General features: G+C 70.9%; 22 protein-coding genes. 11 read left to right on the top strand and 11 right to left on the bottom strand.

The genetic code is table 11. The features are described 5' to 3' along the window. Positions 1 to 267: 267 nt before the first annotated feature. Positions 268 to 990: an ArsR/SmtB family transcription factor gene (locus tag ACWGDB_RS32600; RefSeq protein ID WP_453825742.1), complete on the bottom strand. Its 723-nt coding sequence runs from the start codon at positions 988 to 990 to the stop codon at positions 268 to 270. A gap of 45 nt (positions 991 to 1,035) precedes the next feature. Further along, positions 1,036 to 1,677: a TetR/AcrR family transcriptional regulator gene (locus ACWGDB_RS32595; protein ID WP_453825741.1), complete on the bottom strand. Its 642-nt coding sequence runs from the start codon at positions 1,675 to 1,677 to the stop codon at positions 1,036 to 1,038. Positions 1,678 to 1,781: 104 nt separating this feature from the next. Here ACWGDB_RS32595 and ACWGDB_RS32590 point away from each other — a divergent pair, with 104 nt between their 5' ends. The 3 genes from ACWGDB_RS32590 (at position 1,782) to ACWGDB_RS32580 (ending at position 4,037) form a co-directional block, all read left to right on the top strand. Beyond that, the gene (locus ACWGDB_RS32590; protein WP_453825740.1) at positions 1,782 to 2,933 is read left to right on the top strand and encodes an acyl-CoA dehydrogenase family protein; all 1,152 of its coding nucleotides are present in this window, start codon (positions 1,782 to 1,784) and stop codon (positions 2,931 to 2,933) included. Positions 2,934 to 2,992: 59 nt separating this feature from the next. Next, a complete protein-coding gene (locus ACWGDB_RS32585; RefSeq protein ID WP_369270047.1) occupies positions 2,993 to 3,280 on the top strand; it encodes a YiaA/YiaB family inner membrane protein in 288 nt (95 codons plus the stop codon). 133 nt (positions 3,281 to 3,413) lie between these two features. Next, positions 3,414 to 4,037 carry a TetR/AcrR family transcriptional regulator gene (locus ACWGDB_RS32580; protein WP_453825739.1) on the top strand — a complete coding sequence of 208 codons (624 nt, stop codon included), beginning with the start codon at positions 3,414 to 3,416 and terminating at the stop codon, positions 4,035 to 4,037. 29 nt (positions 4,038 to 4,066) lie between these two features. Here the strand turns inward: ACWGDB_RS32580 and ACWGDB_RS32575 are convergent, their stop codons facing one another. Continuing rightward, positions 4,067 to 4,528, bottom strand: a complete 462-nt coding sequence (locus tag ACWGDB_RS32575) for a MaoC family dehydratase (RefSeq protein WP_453825738.1) — start codon at positions 4,526 to 4,528, stop codon at positions 4,067 to 4,069. 116 nt (positions 4,529 to 4,644) lie between these two features. On the opposite strand from ACWGDB_RS32575, the gene soxR reads away from it, so the two are divergent. Then, the gene (soxR, locus tag ACWGDB_RS32570; protein ID WP_453825737.1) at positions 4,645 to 5,145 is read left to right on the top strand and encodes a redox-sensitive transcriptional activator SoxR; all 501 of its coding nucleotides are present in this window, start codon (positions 4,645 to 4,647) and stop codon (positions 5,143 to 5,145) included. A gap of 98 nt (positions 5,146 to 5,243) precedes the next feature. Here the strand turns inward: soxR and ACWGDB_RS32565 are convergent, their stop codons facing one another. After that, complete coding sequence (locus ACWGDB_RS32565) at positions 5,244 to 6,311, bottom strand: RNA ligase (ATP) (RefSeq protein WP_453825736.1); 1,068 nt, start codon at positions 6,309 to 6,311, stop codon at positions 5,244 to 5,246. Between the two features lie 283 nt (positions 6,312 to 6,594). Here ACWGDB_RS32565 and ACWGDB_RS32560 point away from each other — a divergent pair, with 283 nt between their 5' ends. Next, positions 6,595 to 6,924 carry a hypothetical protein gene (locus tag ACWGDB_RS32560; protein WP_453825735.1) on the top strand — a complete coding sequence of 110 codons (330 nt, stop codon included), beginning with the start codon at positions 6,595 to 6,597 and terminating at the stop codon, positions 6,922 to 6,924. A gap of 63 nt (positions 6,925 to 6,987) precedes the next feature. Beyond that, positions 6,988 to 7,197, top strand: a complete 210-nt coding sequence (locus tag ACWGDB_RS32555) for a hypothetical protein (RefSeq protein ID WP_453825734.1) — start codon at positions 6,988 to 6,990, stop codon at positions 7,195 to 7,197. Here the strand turns inward: ACWGDB_RS32555 and ACWGDB_RS32550 are convergent. Then, positions 7,143 to 7,871: a 3-keto-5-aminohexanoate cleavage protein gene (locus tag ACWGDB_RS32550; RefSeq protein ID WP_453825733.1), complete on the bottom strand. Its 729-nt coding sequence runs from the start codon at positions 7,869 to 7,871 to the stop codon at positions 7,143 to 7,145. The two genes, ACWGDB_RS32555 and ACWGDB_RS32550, sit on opposite strands and share 55 nt — an antisense overlap. A 65-nt stretch (positions 7,872 to 7,936) precedes the next feature. Beyond that, positions 7,937 to 8,542: a hypothetical protein gene (locus ACWGDB_RS32545; RefSeq protein ID WP_453825732.1), complete on the bottom strand. Its 606-nt coding sequence runs from the start codon at positions 8,540 to 8,542 to the stop codon at positions 7,937 to 7,939. 266 nt (positions 8,543 to 8,808) lie between these two features. Here ACWGDB_RS32545 and ACWGDB_RS32540 point away from each other — a divergent pair, with 266 nt between their 5' ends. Beyond that, positions 8,809 to 11,592 (top strand): penicillin acylase family protein, encoded by a 2,784-nt coding sequence (locus ACWGDB_RS32540; protein ID WP_453825731.1) that lies wholly within the window; start codon positions 8,809 to 8,811, stop codon positions 11,590 to 11,592. Between the two features lie 18 nt (positions 11,593 to 11,610). On the opposite strand, the gene ACWGDB_RS32535 is transcribed toward ACWGDB_RS32540, so the two are convergent. Continuing rightward, positions 11,611 to 12,927, bottom strand: coding sequence for a serine-threonine protein kinase (locus tag ACWGDB_RS32535; protein ID WP_453825730.1), 1,317 nt, complete (start codon positions 12,925 to 12,927; stop codon positions 11,611 to 11,613). Between the two features lie 109 nt (positions 12,928 to 13,036). Then, positions 13,037 to 14,269, bottom strand: a complete 1,233-nt coding sequence (locus tag ACWGDB_RS32530; protein ID WP_453825729.1) for an exo-beta-N-acetylmuramidase NamZ family protein — start codon at positions 14,267 to 14,269, stop codon at positions 13,037 to 13,039. Positions 14,270 to 14,399: 130 nt separating this feature from the next. Here ACWGDB_RS32530 and ACWGDB_RS32525 point away from each other — a divergent pair, with 130 nt between their 5' ends. The 3 genes from ACWGDB_RS32525 to ACWGDB_RS32515 are packed head-to-tail and all read left to right on the top strand — an operon-like array spanning position 14,400 to position 17,468. Then, positions 14,400 to 15,173, top strand: a complete 774-nt coding sequence (locus ACWGDB_RS32525) for an SDR family oxidoreductase (protein WP_453825728.1) — start codon at positions 14,400 to 14,402, stop codon at positions 15,171 to 15,173. Next, positions 15,170 to 16,834, top strand: coding sequence for a class I adenylate-forming enzyme family protein (locus ACWGDB_RS32520; protein WP_453825727.1), 1,665 nt, complete (start codon positions 15,170 to 15,172; stop codon positions 16,832 to 16,834). Before ACWGDB_RS32525 ends, ACWGDB_RS32520 begins: the two co-directional genes overlap by 4 nt. Positions 16,835 to 16,874: 40 nt before the next feature. Further along, complete coding sequence (locus ACWGDB_RS32515; protein ID WP_427841821.1) at positions 16,875 to 17,468, top strand: TetR/AcrR family transcriptional regulator; 594 nt, start codon at positions 16,875 to 16,877, stop codon at positions 17,466 to 17,468. Between the two features lie 69 nt (positions 17,469 to 17,537). Here the strand turns inward: ACWGDB_RS32515 and ACWGDB_RS32510 are convergent, their stop codons facing one another. From ACWGDB_RS32510 to ACWGDB_RS32500, 3 genes are all read right to left on the bottom strand, one after another. Then, positions 17,538 to 18,752, bottom strand: a complete 1,215-nt coding sequence (locus ACWGDB_RS32510) for an acyl-CoA dehydrogenase family protein (RefSeq protein WP_453825726.1) — start codon at positions 18,750 to 18,752, stop codon at positions 17,538 to 17,540. A gap of 5 nt (positions 18,753 to 18,757) precedes the next feature. Next, positions 18,758 to 19,792 carry a phosphotransferase family protein gene (locus tag ACWGDB_RS32505; protein WP_453825725.1) on the bottom strand — a complete coding sequence of 345 codons (1,035 nt, stop codon included), beginning with the start codon at positions 19,790 to 19,792 and terminating at the stop codon, positions 18,758 to 18,760. 200 nt (positions 19,793 to 19,992) lie between these two features. Further along, entirely contained in the window at positions 19,993 to 20,289 is a 297-nt protein-coding gene (locus tag ACWGDB_RS32500) for a hypothetical protein (protein ID WP_427841824.1), read from the bottom strand. A 113-nt stretch (positions 20,290 to 20,402) separates the two neighbouring features. Between ACWGDB_RS32500 and ACWGDB_RS32495 the strand changes: the two genes are divergently transcribed. After that, positions 20,403 to 21,383 (top strand): NADP-dependent oxidoreductase, encoded by a 981-nt coding sequence (locus ACWGDB_RS32495; RefSeq protein WP_453825724.1) that lies wholly within the window; start codon positions 20,403 to 20,405, stop codon positions 21,381 to 21,383. Positions 21,384 to 21,405: the final 22 nt, after the last annotated feature.

The following is a 21,405-nucleotide window of genomic DNA, read 5'->3' as shown; positions in this document are numbered from 1 at the left end:
CTCGTCCAACCAAGGGGCGCGGGGAACTGCGCGACCAGCCCCCACGCACCCGCACCCGGCGTCTGCGCAGCCACCGAGGCACAAGGGCGGCCCCCGCCAAACCGGCGTCCACTCGTCCAACCAAGGGGCGCGGGGAACTGCGCGACCAGCCCCCACACACCCGCCCCCGGCACACGACGCAGCACACCCCTCCACGCACCCGCCCCGGCACAGCACCTCCACGCACCCGCCCCCGGCACACGACACAGCACCCCACCGCCACCCGCCTCACCGCAACACCCCCGCATCCATTCCGAGCAGCTCCCCCAACGCCCGCTCACCCGACGGAGTCACCTTCACGGCCCGCTCCGACCCGATCCGCACACACCACCCCACCTCCAGCGCGTGCCGGCACAGTGCCGCGCCCGCGACTCCGGCCAGATGAGGGCGGCGTTCGGTCCAGTCCAGACAGGCCCGGGCCAGCGGCCGGCGGCCGGCACGATCGAGCGGAATACCCACGGCGTCGAACCAGCCCAGCCCCGCATCCGTCAGCGCGAACCCGGTGTCCTGCCGCAGCAGCCCGCGCGCGGTCAGCGCGTCGGTGACGGCGATGCCGAGCCGTCCGGCGAGATGGTCGTAGCAGGTGCGGCCGCGGGCCATGGCCGAGCCGGCGCTGGACTCCCGCAGGTTCCGGGGCCGACGGTCCGTCCCCGGGCCGACCTGCGCGGCGAGGTCCTCCACCAGCTGGGCAACCCGCGCGTCGGCCAGCCGCACGTACCGATGCCGTCCCTGCCGCTCCTCGGCGAGCAGCCCGCCCGCGACGAGCTTGCCCAGATGCTCGCTCAGCGTCGACGCGGCGACCCCGGCGTGCCGGGCCAGCTCACCGGCGGTCCACGCCCGCCCGTCGAGCAGCGCCAGCAGACAGGCCGCCCGGGTCTCGTCGGCGAGGAGTCCGGCGAGGCGGGCCAGCTGCGACGCCTGGGGGTCCCTGGTGGTCATGGGTCCCAGCATGCGACACGGACACTTCGGCGTGCGCCGAAGTGTCGGCAGGCGTGCCTACGTGGCCCGCCCGACCTGCTCGTACTGCCGCGCGAGGCCGTCCAGCAGCGCCGTCAGGCCCGTCTCGAAGGCGCGCTCGTCGATCTTCTCCTGCAGTTCGGCGAGGAGATGGGCCTGCCCGAGGTGGGGGTAGTCGGCGGGGTCGTACGCGCTCGCGTCGTCCACGAAGCCCCCGGCGAACGAGCCGAGCGCCGAGCCCATGATGAAGTACCGCATCAGCGCACCGATGGACGTGGCCTGCGCCGGGGGCCAGCCCGCCTCGACCATCGCGCCGTAGACGGCGTCGGCGAGCCGCAGCGCGGCCGGGCGGCGGCCGGGGCCGCGGGCGAGGACCGGGACGATGTTCGGGTGGTCGCGCAGGGCGGCCCGGTAGGAGACGGCCCAGTCGTGCAGCGCGGTGCGCCACTCCCGGCCGTCCTCGAACATCGACAGATCGACCTGCGCGCTGACCGAGTCGGCGACCGCCTCCAGGATCTCGTCCTTCGTACGGAAGTGGTTGTAGAGGGAGGGCCCGCTCACGCCCAGCTCGGCGGCGAGCCGACGCGTGGAGACGGCCGCGAGGCCCTCCGCGTCCACGAGTTCGCGGGCCGTCGCGACGATCCGGTCGTAGCTGAGGAGGGGCTTGCGCGGTCGGGCCATGGCGCACATAGTAGGGCTGCCGGACAGAAACTAGCAGTGCTAATTTAAATGTACGGCTTTCAATGTACGGCCGTCGAAGTCCGTTCTCTGTGGGGTGACTCGGCATGAATCTGGAGCTCAGCGACGAGCAGACCGCCGTCCGGCAACTCGCCCGCGACTTCGTGGACCGCGAGGTCGCCCCGCACGTCGTCGCGTGGGACCGGGCCGAGGAGGTGGACCGCGGAGTCGTCAAGAAGCTCGGCGAGGTCGGCTTCCTGGGCCTGACCATCGACGAGGAGTACGGCGGCTCGGGTGGCGACCACCTGGCGTACTGCCTGGTCACGGAGGAGCTGGGCCGGGGCGACTCCTCGGTGCGCGGGATCGTGTCGGTCTCCCTCGGCCTGGTCGCCAAGACCATCGCCGCCTGGGGGAGCGAGGAGCACAAGCACCGCTGGCTGCCCGGGCTCACCTCCGGTGAGCAGGTCGGCTGCTTCGGCCTCACCGAGCCGGACACCGGCTCCGACGCCGGCAACCTCGCCACGCGTGCGGTGCGCGACGGCGACGACTACGTCCTCAACGGCACCAAGATGTTCATCACGAACGGCACTTGGGCCGATGTCGTCCTGCTCTTCGCCCGCTCCACCGACGCGCCCGGCCACAAGGGCGTCTCCGCCTTCCTGGTCCCCACCGACACGCCCGGCCTGACCCGCCGCACCATTCACGGCAAGCTCGGCCTGCGCGGTCAGGCCACTGCCGAGCTGGTCCTCGAGGACGTACGGGTGCCCGCGGCGGCCATGCTGGGGGAGGAGGGCAAGGGCTTCTCGGTCGCGATGTCGGCGCTGGCCAAGGGGCGGATGTCGGTCGCCGCCGGGTGCGTGGGCATAGCCCAGGCCGCCCTGGACGCGGCCGTCCGTTACGCCGGCGAACGTGAGCAGTTCGGCAAGTCCATCGCCCGGCACCAACTGGTCCAGGAGCTGATCAGCGACATCGCCGTCGACGTGGACGCGGCGCGGCTGCTGACCTGGCGGGTCGCCGACCTGATCGACCGCGGGCTGCCCTTCGCCGTCGAGTCCTCCAAGGCCAAGCTGTTCGCCTCGGAGGCCGCGGTCCGTGCCGCCAACAACGCGCTTCAGGTCTTCGGCGGCTACGGCTACATCGACGAGTACCCGGCGGGCAAACTGCTGCGCGACGCCCGCGTGATGACCCTGTACGAGGGCACGAGTCAGATCCAGAAGCTGGTCATCGGGCGGGCGCTGACCGGGGTTTCGGCGTTCTGAGTACGTGGCTGAGTAGTTCAGCGGATGTGGCGCGGGGCACGTTCGCCGACCCTTGGCCCATGAGTGACACACCGGTCAAGCAGCAGAGTACGGCCGCCTTCCACGGTCAGGCCGTCGCTTCCTTCGCGGTCGCCATGGCCGCCACCGGCATCGGCATCTACCAGCTGAGCGCCGACGCCTGGGTGCGCGGCTTCCTCGCGATCGCGGTTCTCTACCTGGTGACCTCGGCGTTCACGCTCGCCAAGGTCATCCGGGACCGCCAGGAGGCCGGGCAGATCGTCAGCCGGGTCGACCAGGCCCGGCTTGAGAAGCTGCTCGCCGATCACGACCCCTTCGAGAAGATCTGAGCCCCGGCGCGCGGGACCGGCCGGGGTCCGGCTCGGTCCGGCTCGTTCAGGCCCCTCCGGGCCGCCTCACTAAGCGCTCGCTCAGTATCGGCGGTATGGTGGTGGCTCTGTCAGCGAGAGGGGCGAGTGAGCGATGAGTACGGCGGAGGACACGGCCGACGGCGAGACGTCGGCGTGGGGTGAGGTCACGCCCGACGCGGCCCGGCGGCTGCTGATCGCCGCCGTGGAGGCCTTCGCCGAGCGCGGCTACCACGCCACCACGACCCGTGACATCGCGGGCCGCGCCGGTATGAGCCCGGCCGCGCTCTACATCCACTACAAGACCAAGGAAGAGCTGCTCCACCGCATCAGCAGGATCGGCCACGAGAAGGCCCTGGAGATCCTGCGGACGGCGGCCCGCCGGGACGGCACGCCGAACGAGCGGCTGGCCGACGCGGTGAGCTCCTTCGTCCGCTGGCACGCCGGGGGACGTACGACCGCGCGGGTCGTGCAGTACGAGCTCGACTCGCTCGGTCCGGACGCCCGCGACGAGATCCTCGCGCTGCGCCGGCAGTGCGACGCCGAGGTCCGCGCGATCATCGAGGACGGTGTGGCCGCCGGTGCCTTCGACGTGCTGGACGTGAAGGGCACGACCCTCGCCGTCCTCTCGCTGTGCATCGACGTGGCCCGCTGGTTCAACGTCGACGGCCCGTGGACGCCCGACGAGGTCGGCGCGCTGTACGCCGACCTCGTGCTGCGGATGGTGGGCGCGAAGTAGCCCGCGCCGCGCTCAGCGGTGGGCGCGGCTCAGAAGTAGTAGCGGGCGACGGACTCGGCGACACACACCGGCTTGTCCCCGCCCTCGCGCTCCACGGTGAAGGCGACGGTCACCTGGACGCCGCCGGTGACGTCGTCGACGCCGGTGATGGTGGCGGTGGCGCGCAGTCGGGAGCCGACCGGTACCGGGGCGGGGAAGCGGACCTTGTTCGTCCCGTAGTTGACGCCCATCTTCACGCCCTCGACCGCGATGAGCCGGGGTCCGAAGAGGGGGAGCAGGGACAGGGTGAGGTACCCGTGGGCGATGGTGGTCCCGAAGGGCCCCGCGGCGGCCTTCTCGGGATCCACATGGATCCACTGGTGATCGCCGGTCGCCTCCGCGAACAGGTCGATCCGCTTCTGGTCGACCTCGACCCAGTCGGTGTACCCCAGCTGCTCACCCACTGCCGCCTTCAGGTCGTCGGCGCCCGTGAAGATCCTCGGCTCTGCCATGTCCCGGCCTCTCGCGTCGCGTGTCTCAAGCCATCTCTAAGCGACTGCTTAGCATGCTAGGTCGCGCAGCCCCTGTCAACGGATCGGGGCCGTGCCGCGGTAGGTAGGTTTGAGGGGTGCCCCAGATCCCCGAGAAGATCCACGAGCTCACGGTCGGCCAGCTCGCCGCCCGTAGCGGCGCCGCCGTCTCCGCCCTGCACTTCTACGAGTCCAAGGGCCTGATCAGCAGCCGCCGCACCTCCGGCAACCAGCGCCGCTACACCCGTGACACCCTCCGCCGGGTCGCCTTCGTCCGCGCCGCCCAACGCGTCGGCATCCCCCTGGCGACGATTCGCCACGCCCTCGCCGAACTCCCCGAGGAGCGCACCCCCACTCACGAGGACTGGGCACGCCTGTCGGAGGCCTGGCGCTCGGAACTGGACGAACGCATCAAGCAACTGAACCGCCTCCGTGACCACTTGACCGACTGCATCGGCTGCGGCTGCCTTTCCCTGGACACCTGCATCCTCTCCAACCCGAACGACGCCTTCGGTGAACGCCGGGCGGGTTCGCGCCTGATGGTGGAACAGGGGGGAGGCCGGGGGAACGGGAGGAATGGCGGGGGGTCCGGAAGGTAGGGGCAGGCAGGGCCAGGGGTAGGCGCCCCGCAGACGCAGGTGAGCGACCCGGCCCGGGCTCAGCCCGGCGCCGGGCGCCCACGAACCGGCGGCCCGAGTCACTCGTACTCGGTCCCGCCCTTCCGCGTCAGATACGCCGGACTGACCGCTTTCGCGATGGCGCGCCCGCCGGTCACCGCGCTGTACCGCTCGGCAACCGGACGTATCACCACGCCCTCCCGCAGATGCAGCCCCCGCCCGGACACGGTCTCCCGGCCGCCGGCGACCTCCAGCACCCCTTCGATGTCGAACGGACCCTCGAACAGCCGTGGCACCAAGGGCAGTTCGCCCTTCAGCACCTCCGCCGCGTCCAGCCACTGCACCCGGCCGTCGATCTCCGCGGACACGTCGAACACGGCGTACCCCAAGGTCTCCCGGCGCCCGTCGGCCCCGTACGTCAGGTCCTGCACCCCCGCGCCGTACACCTCGCCGAAGACACCCACCCGCCGCGCGCCCAACCGCTCGGCCACGCGAGCCGCGACCTCGGCGACGCCGTGCGCCTGCACCGCCCGCCAGTACAGGTTCCGTGGGTCCTCCTTCAGCGCCAGCGACTTCGACCCGAAGCCCTTGGAGGACACGTACACCCGCTCCTCGTCGGCGACATACGTCAGCAGGCACGCCGTCCCGTGCAGCTTCTCGGTCAGCACGACCGGCTCACCCGGTTCGAAGATGTCCGGATACCGCTGGATGTTCTCGATGTCGACCCACGGCAGCAGATCCGGCGCCGACTCCACGTCGCCGGACATCGTGGGCGGGATGGGCGGCACCCACTTGGTGATCCCGAGCCGCTCGGCGAAGTCGGCACCCTCGGCGGCCGCCCGCGCCAGATCGACGTCGGCCAGCGCGTGGGGTCGGCACACGATCCCCTGCGACAGCTCACCGCGCAGGCGCACCGCCTTGACCCGGTCGGCCTTGCTCCCCGCCAGCCGCCCGGTCAGCCCCAGCTCCTCGATCAGCCCGGCCGGCAGCACGGACTGCTCGGGGATGTACACGGCGGCATCACCCGTGCGGTACGCGCCCTTGGCGACGACGGCACGGTACAGACCCACCTGGGCCAGCTCCAGCGCGTCGGCGTTGGGATGTTCGTGGACGGTCAGCACTTCGGCGGTGACGCGCAGCGTCGACATTAGGGCTCCTCAGTGTTCCTCAGCTGTGTTTCATCGCCCTCAACTGTCCGGACGGGAAAGGGATGGAGCGACCGGATTACCGCCTGCTATCGTCGCGATCTTCGGTCGGCGGCCCGCTGCCGCGCACGGAGTCCTGACGGGACCGACCCATCATGTCCTCAGCCGCCCTTGACGCAGCCCTCGCCGAGATCGACCCCATCTTCGGTGGATTCACGAGCCCGACGAGACCGGCTGCGGCCACTGCCACGCGCCCGGGGAACTCGCGTATCTGCGGACGCCCGACGTGCGCATCCCCGAGGACGTGTGGTCGTACTTCCTCTTCGAGGTGCCCGACCATTTCGACGACCACACGGCCGTGACGCGGCGCTTGCTCCCGCAGGCGGCACGGGCGATGGCCGACGGCAGCCCGCACGCGATCGGTCACGGGGGTCATGGCCTGTCCCGGGTGGACTGGCGCCTGTGGCCGGCCGAGCAGGCCACAGCGATCGAGACGTTCCTGAACGCCTGGTGGCAGGCAGCCCTCAAGTCGCCCGAGCCGACTTACGGCATCGACCGCATCTTCGACAACTGCGCCACGATCGCCAAGACAGTGACCCCTCTCCTCGCGGGGTAGGGTCCCGGCCGGGTCGCCGACGCGCACCTCGCTCACTGCGCCGAGGTCTGGCTCTACGACCTGATGTACGACGACTCACCCTTCACGTGGTGGTACGACGACACCGCGGACGCCGGGCTCGCGGACCTGCGCGCCTGGCTGGCGGGCCCCGGCGCCGCACGCCTCCACCAGGCGGGCGAGCCCGACCTCGCGACCCGCGCCGAACTCCTCGCCCTGCCCTACGACGAGCGCTGGGCCCACCCGTACTGGACCAGCCCCTCGGCCACCAACTGAGCGTTGGAAGCCGCCCGTTCCCCGTCCGGCAGGACCAGCGTGTCCTCGAGGCCGATGCGCGTCCCCAGCCCCAGCCGCCCCGCCAGCCGCAGCACGGGCCAGGCGCCCCCGTCCTCCCCGTGCAGCAGCACCGGACGCTCGAACGCCGGGCCCAGGTCGGTCAGCAGGGCACGCGCAGTCTCCTCGGCCGTCCCGGCGGACGTGTCCGTCACCTCCGCCAGCACCCGCAGCACCCTCGGCCCCAGCGGCGAATCCGCGAACCGGGCCGCCCCGTCCGTGCCGGACCAGATGCCGGCCTCGACGCCCACGCCTCGCTCGATCAGCGCCGCGGCGATCTCCTCGGCGCCCTCCTCATGCCAGTTGACCGAGGCGTGGTCCGGCAGCACCGTCCAGCCGCGTACGCGCGCCAGCCGGGCCTCGGGGTCCGGTTCCGCCCACGCCCCCGTGGTCACCCCGACCGGCACCGACACCCGGGCCCGTATCGCCTCCAGCGTCGGCGCGAGCACACGCGGCGACAGACTGTCCTGTCCGCAGGGGGTCTTGGGGTGCACATGGATGTCCGTGGCCCCGGCCGCGACGGCATGGGCCGCAGCATCGGCCAACGCCTCCGGCGAGAGCGGCACCAGCCCACCGTCGCCGGCCCGTCGGGACCCGTTCAGACACACCTGGATCATGTCTCGATGGTGCCAGGCACCAGCGGCCATAGGGGGTGCGGCATCCCCGGCGCACCCCCGTCGTACTAGGCGGACACCAGCAACCGCCGCTCGCGCCGCGACGCCGCCAGCGCTTCGGGCGTGAGAACCGGACGCGGCACCACGATTCCGCAGTCCGTGCAGACCGGGCCCGACGACGGTTCATGGGCCAGGTCGTACTGCCAGATCAGTCGCTCCCCGCCGCACACCGGGCACTCGCAATCCGGATCGCGCTCCAGCGCGGAGATCAGTCGGCGCAGCACCTCGGCCAGCGGTTCATCGGGGTGGACCCGGGGGTTGTCGCACCAGGCGACTCCGAAACCGCCCCAGGTCAGCCGGTGCCAGTCGTCCACACTGCCCGGCCTGCGCAGTCCGTCGTGCTTTTCCTTGCGGCGTCGCTCGGCGAACTCGACCTCGTAGGCCAGCCAGACCGAACGCGCTTCCTCCAGCTCGTCCAACGCGGCCACGAGCCGCGCCGGATCGGGGGACCGGTCCTCCGGACCGAACCCTGCCCGGGAGCACAAGTGGTCCCAGGTCGCCCTGTGCCCGTAAGGAGCGAAACGCTCAAGGCACTTACGCAGCGAGTAGCGCCGAAGCGCCAGATCGCACCGCGGGTCGCGCACCTGTCTCGCCAGACTCCGGAAACCGGCCATCGCCCTGCACCTCCGTCACACCTGCACCTGTACTTCGGTCACTTCGGCGTCGTCGCACGGACTTCGTGCGACGTTGACGAATAGACGTATCGACAAGCGATTCGGCTCCATCCCCACTCCATCCGATTTCGGATGATCTCCATGGCGCTCCCTCTTGTTGCCTCCATCGCGTTCCCTGGCGACTCCCAAACATGACGCATGTTCATCTTCAATCCCGGGGATACCGCCGGTAACATCCCGGCTCACCCTCGTCGGTAGGAGCGGCCATGCCACGGCGTACCCCACGCAACGCCCTCGTCGGACTGAGAACTCCCGGCAGATTCCACGGGTTCCTGAAGACCGCATCCATATGCGCTCTGATCGCCGGTCTTTTATCGCCACTTTCCCCGGCGGTCGCCGCGCCCGAGGCGACGGCGGCGGCCGACCACTGCGGGAACCAGTGCTCCGACATCCTGCCGCCGGGCCAGAACGGCAACGCGACCCTCGCCCAGATCCTGCTCAACCAGGCCTTCGGCACGATGCCCGAACACGCCTCCGACCAGCTGGGTCCCTATGCCGGCCTGGCCAAGGGCCACTCCGGCCTCACCAACGCGACGATCAACAACTTCTTCAACGACGCCTCGTTCGGCGTCCCGTCCGATCAAGTCGCCTCCACCGTGAATCCCGCCGGGCGCGGCGACGTGACGATCGTCCGTGACAAGAAGACGGGTGTGCCGCACATCACCGGTACCACCAGATACGGCACGGAGTTCGGCGCCGGCTATGCGGCCGCCCAGGACAGACTGTGGCTGATGGACGTCTTCCGGCACGTCGGACGCGGGCAGCTGACCTCCTTCGCGGGCGGCGCGCCCTCCAACCAGGGTCTGGAGCAGCAGTTCTGGCGCCACGCGCCGTACACCGAGGCCGATCTCCAGGCGCAGATCGACAACGCCGTCGCGTCGAACGGCGAACGCGGGCAGCTGGCCCTCGCCGACGCCAAGGCCTATCTCGACGGCATCAACGCCTACATCGACGCCTCCGACAGCGGCCGCTACTTCCCCGGCGAGTACGTCCTGACCGGTCACAAGGACTCCGTCACCAACGCCGGCACGATCGAGCACTTCAAGCTCACCGACATGGTCGCGCTGGGCTCGGTCATCGGTGCCCTGTTCGGCTCCGGGGGCGGCGGCGAGGTCACCAACGCGATCTCTCTGCTGGCCGCCCAGGAGAAGCACGGCGTGGCCGACGGCACCAAGCTCTGGGAGTCGTTCCGCGAGCGCAACGACCCCGAGGCCGTCGTCACCGTCCACGACAAGAGCTTCCCGTACGCCACCAAGCCCGAGAACCCACAGGGCGAGGCCCTGCCCGACCCCGGCTCGGTCGCCGAGGAACAGCTCGTGTACGACCGCACCGGCAGCGCGGCCGGCTCCGCCGCGACCGGCGCCTCCACCAAGGCCGCCGAGACCGCCGTGACCTCGGCGAAGCGGGGCATGTCCAACGCCCTGGTGGTGAGCGGCGAGCACACCGCGAGCGGCCACCCGGTCGCCGTCTTCGGCCCGCAGACCGGCTACTTCGCCCCCCAGCTCCTCCTGCTCCAGGAGATCCAGGGCCCCGGCATCAGCGCCCGCGGCGCCTCCTTCGCGGGCCTGAGCATGTACGTCGAGCTCGGCCGCGGCCAGGACTACGCGTGGAGCGCGACCACCTCCGGCCAGGACATCATCGACACCTACGCCGTCGAGCTCTGCCAGGACGACCACCACTACCTGTACCGCGGCACCTGCACGGCGATGGAGAAGATCGAGCAGAAGAACGCCTGGAAGCCGACGACCGCCGACAACACCCCCGCGGGCTCGTACACGATGCGGGTCTGGCGGACGAAGTACGGCCCCGTCACGCACCGGGCCACCGTCGGCGGCAAGAAGGTCGCCTACACCACACTGCGCTCGTCCTACCTGCACGAGGCCGACTCGATCATCGGCTTCCAGATGTTGAACGACCCCGACTACGTCAAGGGCCCGGAGGACTTCCAGAAGGCGGTGCAGCACATCAACTACACCTTCAACTGGTTCTACGCCGACTCCGAGCACACCGCCTACTACAACAGCGGCGACAACCCGGTGCGGGCGACCGGCGTCGACGCGGAGTTCCCGGTGTGGGCGCAGCCGGCGTACGAGTGGCGGAACTGGGACCCGGCGAAGAACACGGCGCAGTACACCCCGCCCTCGGCCCACCCCAATTCCATCGACCAGGACTACTACATCTCCTGGAACAACAAGCAGGCCAAGGACTACACGACCGCGTCCTGGGGCGACGGCTCGGTGCACCGCGGCAACCTGCTGGAGGACCGGGTGCGAGGGCTCGTCGACGCGGGGGGTGTGACCCGGGCCTCGCTGGTGAAGGCGATGGCCGACGCGGGCCTTGCCGACCTGCGGGCCGAGGACGTACTCCCGGACCTGCTCAAGGTCGTCACCAGTTCCCCGGTGACCGACTCGACGGCCGCGGCCGCGGTGAGCAAGCTGCGGACGTGGCTGGCGGCGGGCGGCAAGCGCACCGAGACGTCGGCCGGCTCGAAGAAGTACGCCGACGGGGACGCCATCCGCACCCTGGACGCGTGGTGGCCGCTGCTGGTGAAGGCCCAGTTCGAACCGGGCCTCGGCAGCGAGCTGTATGCCGCGATGACGGACAACCTGCCCATCGACGAGTCCCCGTCGGCCGCCCACGGCCCGACCGGCGCGCACGCCGGAAGCGCCTTCCAGTACGGCTGGTGGTCCTACGTCGACAAGGACATCCGTGCCGTGCTCGGTGAGTCGGTGCAGGGCCCGCTCGACCGCACCTACTGCGGGGCCGGCAGCCTCAGTGCCTGCCGGGACCTCCTGATCGGCACCCTGAAGGAGGCGGCCGGCAGGACCGCGGCCCAGGTCTACCCCGGCGACGACCAGTGCTCGGCGGGCGACCAGTGGTGTGCCGACTCGATTGTCCAGCGCACCCTGGGCGGCATCAAGCACGGCAGGATCAGCTGGCAGAACCGGCCGACGTACCAGCAGGTGGTGGAGTTCACGTCACACCGGTGACGGGAAGGCGGCGGCGGGTCACTTGATGCGGCCCGCCGCCAGCACCACCTGCGCCAGCTCCCGGTGCGCGATGTCGCTGTGCGCCCCCGCCGGCGGCCCCCCGCGCCTGACGACCGCGGCCGCGTCGATGTTCACGCACCCCGATGCGGGCAGCTTCGTCCTCAGCGCGGCGGCCAGCTCGAACGACCGTGTCCCCGGCACCGCCTGCACCCCGCCGTGTCCCATCGCCCCCCACTTGGCGCCCAGCACCCGGCCGACGTCGAGAGCCGCGACCCCGCGCTCGTCCCCCGCCATGCGGGAGGCCAGCGGATACATCGTCGACAGGGCCGAGTCGTGCCGCGAGTGGCAGCACACCAGCGGTCCGTCGATACGGTTGTGCTGGCCCTCCAACACCCCACCCGAGCGCGCGTCGTGCGGCAGCCGGGACGCGAACGCGTAGTGCGAGAAGGCGCCTTGGAGCAGCGTCACCGACTTCACCGTGCGTACGCCCTTCGGAAGCCCACGCAGCGCGAACGACACCAGCCGCGCTCCGAAGCTGTGCCCGACCAGATGCACCCGCACCTGCGGTGCCCGCGCGGCCAGCTGCCCCACCACCCGGCCGAGCCCACGCTCACCGACCGTCCCGGCGCGCCGCTTCATGGCGTAGTACGTGCCCTGCCGCAGCAGCTCGTGCGCGCCCTCCCAGGGGTTCGGCAGCGAGAACGAGGCCGCACCGTCCGACGCTTCGAGATGCGTCAGCGCCTGCGCGAACTCCTCGCACACCGCCGCCACCGACCCCGTGAGCATGTCCGGCGAGTCCTGCGGCACGCCCTCCGCCAGCGTGTCCGCCGCGAACAGCACCTGCGGCCCCGGCGGAACGACGTCCACCAGCATCCGCACCAGCCGCCCGAACTCCTCCAATTCGGCCTCCTCACGCGGCTGCTGGTCCAACAGCCGCGCGATCTGGTCGATCACCGTCGCCCGGCCGGGAAAGGTCTCCAGCAGCGCGTGCCGCGTGTCCTTGTCCAGCACCGGCCGCCGCGGAAGCTCGGCCGCCACCGCCCGCGGGAAGTCCGGGATCGGCTCGTCCGAGAACCTCATCGACGGCCAGACCACGCCCACGTAGCCGATCCTCGCCGCCGGGGCGAGCTGCGGGATCGGCGCGAAGAAGCGGTCGTAGAGCCGGGTCGCCACCGAGCGGTCGTTGTTCCAGCCGTGCGCGAAGACGATCAGTTCACGGACGTGGTGCCGTGCCGCCCCGGCCAGTAGCCGGTCCCGCTTCCGGGAGTCCGGATCGCCGTCCGCGTCGAAGGTCAGCTCCCAGTACGGAGTCACGCTCACTGCCGGTTCCGCCATGACGGGCCCCCTCGTCCCCCGAAGTGGTGCGATACGGGCGCATCGTCCTGCTACCGGGCGGGATTGGCCATACGTCGTCACCCATCCGTGTAACCCCGTTGCGGGGCGCTCACTTGTACAGGAGGTACTCCCGCCGCACCCGCCGGAACGCCGCCAGCTCCCCCTGCCAGCCCGCCACCACCTCGTCGGCGCTCGCGCCCGCGTCGATCATCGTGCGGACCTGTGTGGAGCCGGTGAGCTTGTCGATCCAGTTGTCCGCACGCCAACTGAAGCCGCTCCAGGTCCTCTTGGCGGTCACCAGAAGGGCGATGCCGGTGCGGACGGGGTCGTATGCGGCGCGGTCGTGGACGTGGATCTGTACGCCGCCGATCGTCTTGCCCTGGAACTTGGAGAACGTCGGCGCGAAGTAGGCCTCTCGGAAGCGCACCCCGGGGAGGCGGAGTTCGTTCGCGGCCGCCGCCCAGCGTCCGTCGATGCCTTCGGCGCCCAGCAGTTCGAAGGGGCGGGTGGTGCCGCGTCCCTCCGAGAGGTTCGTGCCCTCGAAGAGACATGTTCCCGAGTAGACGAGGGCGGTGTCCGGCGTCGGCATGTTCGGGCTCGGCGGCACCCACGGCAGGTCCCAGGCATCGTAGAACGCGGACCGCTTCCAGCCCGTCATCCGTACGGTCTCCAGCGGCACCGGTGTCGTGAGGAACTCCCCGTTGAACAGCCGCGCCAGCTCGGCGACCGTCATGCCGTGCGCCTGGGAGATGGGCCGGCGGCCGACGAAGGTGGCGAACTCCATGTGCAGGACGGGGCCTTGGGCCGCCCGCCCGGTCACCGGGTTCGGCCGGTCCAGCACGACGAAGCGCTTGCCGGCCAGCTGAGCCGACTCCATGCAGTCGTAGAGCGTCCAGATGTAGGTGTAGAAGCGGGCTCCGGCGTCCTGGATGTCGAAGACCACCGTGTCCACGCCGGACGCGGTGAAGATGTCGGCGAGGGGGCGGCCGCTCTTCAGGTACGTGTCGTACACCGGGAGGCCGGTCGCCGGGTCGTCGTAGCGGCCTTCGGAGCCGCCTGCCTGGGCGGTGCCGCGAAAGCCGTGCTCGGGGCCGAAGACGGCCGTCAGGTTCACCCTTTCGTCGGCGTGCATGACGTCTACGATGTGGCGGACGTCGCGGGTCACGCCGGTGGGGTTGGTGACGATTCCGACCTTCTGGCCTTCGAGGGCCGAGTAACCGTCGGCTGCGAGCCGCTCGAATCCGGTTCGCAAGGGTCTGTGGCGATCGGCCGCGGCCGCTGCCGAAGGTAGGGATGCTGCTGCCGTTGTCGCTGCGAGGAGAGCTCGTCTGGATAGGCGCATGAGGGGCACGGTATTGCTCCCGCAGGTTGCGGGGAAGGTGCCGGGGCCCGGGGCGTGGCAGTCGTCCTTCCCAGCGACATACCGACCGGTTAGTCTGGTCGTACAGCAGAGCCGCAGTCGAAGGAGACCGATGGTGGAAGCCGTTCAGGGTGCCGGAGTCGTCGTGACCGGGGCTGGGGGTGGCATCGGGGCCGCGCTGGCCCGGCGCTTTGCCGCCGAGGGGGCTCGTGTCGTCGTCAATGATCTGGACGCCGGGAAGGCCGAGGCGGTCGCCGACGAGATCGGCGGCATCGCGGTCGCCGGTGACGCGTCCGCCGTCGTCGCCGACGCCCGGGACGCGCTCGGCGGTGCGGTCGACGTCTACTGCGCCAATGCCGGTGTCGCGTTCGGGGGCGACGACCCTGGACAGCCGCTCGACGAAAAGGCCTGGTCGACGTCCTGGGACGTCAATGTCATGGCACACGTGCGGGCCGCCAATGAACTCCTCCCGGCCTGGCTGGAGCGCGGCAGCGGACGCTTCGTCTCCACCGTCTCCGCCGCCGGACTGCTCACCATGATCGGCGCCGCGCCCTACGCCGTCACCAAGCACGGCGCCTACGCCTTCGCCGAGTACCTGTCGCTGACGTACCGCCACCGCGGCGTCAAGGTGCATGCCATCTGCCCGCAGGGCGTGCGCACCGACATGCTGGACGCCACCGGCAGTGCGGGGGACCTGGTCCTCAAGCCCACCGCCATCGAGCCTCAGGACGTGGCGGACGCCCTGTTCAAGGGCATGGCGGAGGACCGCTTCCTGATCCTGCCGCACCCCGAGGTCGCCGGGTACCACCAGGCGCGGGCCGCCGAGCCGGACCGCTGGCTGACCAACATGAACCACCTCCAACAGAAGTGGGAGGAGACCCGGTGACCGACTCCCTTTACGCGGCCAAGCCCTGGGTGGCCCTGCTCTCCGACGCCCAGCGCGCCCCGATAGCACCGGCCGACTCGCTCGTGCACGCCCTGCGCCGGGCCGTCGCCGAGACCCCGGAGCGTGTCTTCCTCGCCTATTTCGACGGCTGCCTGACCTACCGCGAGGTCGACGAGCTCAGCGACTCCGTCGCCGGGCACCTCGCCGCCCGTGGCCTGGAGCGCGGCGACCGGGTGGCGATCCTGCTGCAGAACTCCCCGCACTTCGTGCTCGCCCTGCTCGGCGCCTGGAAGGCGGGGGCGGTCGTCGTGCCGGTCAACCCCATGTACAAGTCGGGGGAGGTCGGCCACGTCCTGCGGGACGGCGAGGTGGCCGCGCTGATCTGCTCCGACCGGGCCTGGGAGTCGTATCTGCGTGAGACGGCGGGCGACTCGCCGGTGCGGATCGTGCTCACCGGCTGTGAGCTGGACTTCCAGACGCGGGGCGACGCGCGCGTGCTGACCTTCGAACGACTGCCGGGGGCCGAGGACGCCGACGACCTGACGGCCGTAGCCCGCGCCGGCCACAAGGCGCCGCCCGGGCGTGACCTCGGGCCGTCCGACATCGCGCTGATCAGCTACACCTCGGGTACGAGCGGCACCCCCAAGGGCGCCACCAACACGCACGGCAACGTCATGTACAACGCCGAGCGGCAGCGGACGGGGCTCGGCCTGCCGGACGCGCCCGTGTACTACGCGCTGGCACCGCTGTTCCACATCACCGGGATGGTCTGCCAACTCGGCGCGAGCCTGAACAGCGCGGGCACGCTGGTGCTGACGTACCGCTTCGACGCGGGCGTCGTGCTGGACGCGTTCGCCGAGCACCGGCCGCACTACACGGTCGGCCCGTCGACGGCCTTCATGGCGCTGGCCGCCCACCCGGCCGTCACCCCGGAGCACTTCTCCTCCTTCGTGAACATCTCTTCGGGCGGCGCCCCCGTGCCGCCCGCCCTGGTGGAGAAGTTCCGGGCCGGCTTCGGGCCGTACATCCGCAACGGCTACGGCCTCACCGAGTGCACCGCCCCCTGTGCCTCCGTCCCGCCCGGCCTGGAGGCCCCCGTCGACCCGGCCTCGGGGACGCTGGCCGTGGGGCTGCCGGGCCCGGAGACGGTCGTACGGATCGTCGACGAGCAGGGCGGGGAGGTGCCGTTCGGCGAGCAGGGCGAGATCGTGGTGCGCGGGCCGCAGGTCGTCCCCGGCTACTGGCGGCGCCCCGACGCCACCGCCGAGACCTTCCCCGACGGCGAACTGCGCACCGGGGACATCGGCTTCATGGACGCCGAGGGCTGGCTGTACGTCGTCGACCGCAAGAAGGACATGATCAACGCGTCGGGCTTCAAGGTGTGGCCGCGCGAGGTCGAGGACGTGCTCTACACGCACCCGGCGGTGCGCGAGGCGGCCGTCGTGGGGGTGCCCGACGGGTACCGCGGGGAGACCGTCAAGGCGTACATCAGCCTCCGTCCGGGTGCGGAAACGGACCCCGACACACTCGCCGCTTACTGCAAGGAGAGACTGGCCGCCTACAAATATCCGCGGCAGGTGGAGATCCTGCCCGACTTGCCCAAGACGGCAAGTGGGAAGATCCTCCGTCGGGAACTTCGTTCCCGCGCGAACGACGGCTAGACGCAAGCAGGAAAATCTCGGAAGGGCAGGTGGCGGCACAGTGGCCAGGACGACGGACGGTGACGGTACGCCCGTCCCGCAGCGGCTGCTCGCCGCCGCCACCCGGCTCTTCGCGGAGCGGGGTTACGACCGCACCTCGGTGCAGGAGATCGTCGAGGCGGCCGGCGTCACCAAGGGGGCGCTGTACCACTACTTCGGCTCCAAGGACGACCTCCTGCACGAGGTGTACGCGCGCGTGCTGCGTGTGCAGCAGGAGCGGCTGGACGCCTTCGCGGGGGCCGACGAGCCCATCGAGAAGCGGCTGCGCGGGGCGGCGGCGGACGTCGTGGTGACGACCATCGAGAACCTCGACGACGCGATGATCTTCTTCCGGTCGATGCACCATCTCAGCCCGGAGAAGAACAAGCAGGTGCGCGCCGAGCGGCGGCGCTACCACGAGCGCTTCCGTGCGCTCGTCGAGGAGGGCCAGGAGGCGGGCGTCTTCTCCACGACGACCCCGGCGGACCTCGTCGTGGACTACCACTTCGGCTCCGTGCACCACCTGTCGACGTGGTACCGCCCCGACGGCCCGATGAGCCCCCAGGAGGTCGCGGACCACCTGGCGGACCTGCTGCTGCGGGCACTTCGGCCCTGAAGGAGCCTCGAACTACAACGCCGGAGGGGCTGGATTCCAGCCCCTCCGGCGTTTGCGGCCCCTACGGAGTCACAGGTACTTCTTCAACTCCCGCCGCGCCAGCGACCGCTGATGCACCTCGTCCGGCCCGTCGGCGATCATCAGGGTCCGCGCGGCGGCGTACAGCTCCGCGAGCGGGAAGTCCTGGCTGACGCCCCCCGCACCGTGCAACTGGATCGCCCGGTCGAGGATGTCGACGACCGCACGCGGCGTGGCGATCTTGATGGACTGGATCTCCGTGTGAGCACCCTTGTTGCCGACGGTGTCCATCAGCCAGGCAGTCTTGAGCACGAGAAGCCGCAGCTGCTCGACCGTCACCCGCGCGTCGGCGATCCAGTTGTGGACCACGCCCTGCTGGGCCAGCGCCTTGCCGAAGGCGTTCCGGGACACCGCCCGGCGGCACATCAGCTCGATCGCCCGCTCGGCCATGCCGATCAGCCGCATGCAGTGGTGGATACGGCCCGGACCGAGCCGCGCCTGGGCGATGGCGAAGCCGCCGCCCTCCTCGCCGATGAGGTTGGACACCGGCACGCGCGCGTGGTCGAAGATCACCTCGGCGTGGCCGCCGTGGGAGTGGTCCTCGTAGCCGAAGACCCGCATGGCGCGCTTGATCGTGACGCCCGGGGTGTCGCGGGGGACCAGGATCATGGACTGCTGACGCCGGATGTCCTCGCCCTCCGGGTCCGTCTTGCCCATCACGATGAGGATCTTGCAGTCCGGGTTCATCGCCCCGGAGATGTACCACTTGCGGCCGGTGATGACGTACTCGTCGCCGTCCCGCTCCATGTGCGTGGTGATGTTCGTGGCGTCCGAGGAGGCCACATCCGGCTCGGTCATCGCGAACGCCGAGCGGATCTCACCGGCCAGCAGCGGCTCCAGCCACTGCTTCTTCTGCTGCTCGTCGCCGAACTGGGACAGCACCTCCATGTTGCCGGTGTCGGGCGCCGCGCAGTTCGTGGCCGTCGGTGCCAGGTGCGGGGAGCGGCCGGTGATCTCGGCGAGCGGGGCGTACTGGAGGTTGGTCAGCCCGGCCCCGTACTCCTGGTCCGGCAGGAAGAGGTTCCACAGGCCCTGCCTGCGCGCCTCGGCCTTGAGCTCCTCCACCACGGCCGGCGTGTCCCACGGGGACGCCAGCGCGGCCCGCTGCTCCTCGGCCACCGCCTCGGCGGGATGGACGTACTCGTCCATGAAGGCGAGCAGCTTGGCGCGCAGTTCCTCGGTGCGCGCGTCGAACGCGAAGTCCATGTCCGTCAGCCCTCCTGGATTCCGTCTTGAAGAGTGCTCAGGCCGTGCTCGATGAAGACCGGGACCAGGTCGCCGATGCGGTCGAAGCCGCGGCCGACCGTCTGGCCCAGCGTGTAGCGGTAGTGGATGCCCTCCAGGATCACGGCGAGCTTGAACCAGGCGAACGCCGTGTACCAGGAGACCGCGGAGACGTCGCGCCCCGAGCGCGCGGCGTACCGCTCGATCAGTTCGGCCGGATCCGGGTGCCCCGGGGCCTGGGCGGTCGTGGAGACGGGGGAGTCGGGCATCTCCAGCGGCATGCTGTACATCACCAGCAGGCCCAGGTCGGTGAGCGGGTCGCCGAGCGTCGACATCTCCCAGTCGAGGATCGCCTTGATCTTGTCGTCGTCCCCGATGAGGACGTTGTCCAGCCGGTAGTCGCCGTGGACCACCGTCGCCGCGGGAGAGGTCGGCAGCCGGCGGCCGAGCGTCGCGTGCAGCTCGTCGATGCCGGCCAGCTCGCGGTTGCGGGAGGCGTCCAACTGCTTGCCCCAGCGGCGCAGTTGCCGGTCCAGGAAGCCCTCGGGCCGGCCGAAGTCCTCAAGACCCACCGACGCCGGCTCCACCGCGTGCAGCTCGACGAGGGTGTCCACCAGCGACAGCACCGCGCCCCGGGTGCGCTCCGCGCCGAGCGGGGCGAGCTGGTCGGCGGTGCGGTACGGGGTGCCCGCGACGAACTCCATGACGTAGAACGGCGATCCGAGCACCTCCTCGTCCTCGCACAGCAGCACCGGCCGCGGCACCGGCACGTCCGTCGGGTGCAGCGCGCTGATGACCCGGTGCTCGCGCTTCATGTCGTGCGCGGTGGCGAGGACGTGGCCGAGCGGGGGCCGCCGTACGACCCACTGCGAGGTGCCGTCGGAGACCATGTACGTGAGGTTGGACCGTCCGCCCTCGATCAGCCGGCCGGTCAGCGGGCCGCTCGCCAGACCGGGCCGCTCGCGCTCGAGCAGGCCGCGCAGCCGTTCGAGATCGAGTCCGGGCGGATGGTCGGGGCTCATACGGGGCTCCTAAAGGCAGGTTAACGAGACCTGACTCATGATGCCGACCAGTCGGTATGTCGTCCAGTGGGGGAGCCGAACGTGATCGGGGCCACGATAGGCCGACAGCTCCCCGCGCGGTGCGTCGGGGAGCTGTCGGGCGTGCGTTCTCGGCCAGTACGGGGCGGGTCGGACAAAGCCGCCCGGGGGCTCCCGTGGGCTCAGTGGTCGTCCCAGTGGCCTGCGTGGGCGGCGTGCCGGTGGCCGTCGTGCAGGTAGTCGACGTGGTCGCCGTGCAGGACGCTCTCGTGCCCGCAGTCGCCGCCGTGCTGATGGGTGTGGCCCTCGTGCGCGACGTGCCCGTCCGTCTCGCACTCGTCCCAGTGGCCGCCGTGCTCGCGGTGCAGGTGACCGTCGTGCGCGTAGTCGGTGTGGTCGCCGTGCGGCACCGCGGTGTGCCCGCAGTCCGGACCGTGGGTGTGCGTGTGGGAGGGGTGTTCCACGTGCATGGTGGTCATGGTGCTCACCTTCGAAGGTGCGGGTGGTGACGTCGGACAGGCTGCCACGCGAACGGCGCATATCGGGTTATTCGGGCTTGCGTGGCGCCCTCCCACCCCGGAGGGTCGAACCCATGAAGGGCATCAGCTACACACGCTACGGCGGGGCCGACGAGCTCGCATACGGTGATGTGCGCGATCCGCGCGTCGGCCCCGACTCCGTGCTGGTGAAGGTGCGGGCGGCAGCGGTCAACCCGGTCGACTGGAAGTGCCGCGAGGGCTACCTGGACCGGATGCTCGAGCCGGTCTTCCCGGTTGTCCCCGGGTGGGACGTCTCCGGTGTCGTCGTCCAGCCCGGTGTGTCCGTCACGGAGTTCGGCGTCGGTGACGAGGTCATCGGCTACGTACGCGAGGACGTCCTCGCGCGCGGCACCTTCGCCGAGTACGTCGCCGCGCCCGTCCGCACCCTCGCGCGCAAGCCCCGCAACCTCACCTGGGAGGAGGCGGCCGGTCTGCCGCTGGTGGGGCTGACGGCGTTCCAGGTGCTGACCAAGATCCTCCAGGTCAGGCGCGGTGAAACGGTCCTCGTGCACGCCGCGGCCGGCGGTGTGGGCTCGATCGCCGTCCAGCTCGCCCGCCACCTGGGTGCCCGGGTGATCGGCACGGCGAGCGCGCACAACCACGACTTCGTACGCGGCCTCGGCGGTGAGCCGGTCGAGTACGGCGACGGCCTGACCGAGCGGGTGCGGGGGCTGGCGCCCGAGGGGGTGGACGCGGCGTTCGACACGGTCGGCGGTGACGCGCTGAAGGCCTCGGCCAACCTGCTGGCCCCCGAGGGCCGCCTGGTGTCCATCGCCGACCCGGACGTCTTCGACTACGGGGGCCGTTACTACTTCGTCCGCCCCGACGCGGCGGATCTGCTGCGGCTGTCCGAGCTGGCGGAGGAGGGGGTGGTGTCCGTGCACGTCTCGGAGACGTTCCCGCTGGAGCGGGCGGCGGACGCGCACCGGCTCAACCAGGAGGGCCGTACCCGGGGCAAGATCGTGGTCACGGTGGACTGGGAGACGGAGGAGGAGCCGGTGGCGCCGGAGGGGTTGTGGCAGGGGGCGGAGTGATCGGCTCGTAGCCGCGAGCGGA

The sequence above is a fragment of the Streptomyces sp. NPDC055013 genome (assembly GCF_053608645.1).
This window is presented reverse-complemented; position numbering and strand designations above follow the sequence as displayed.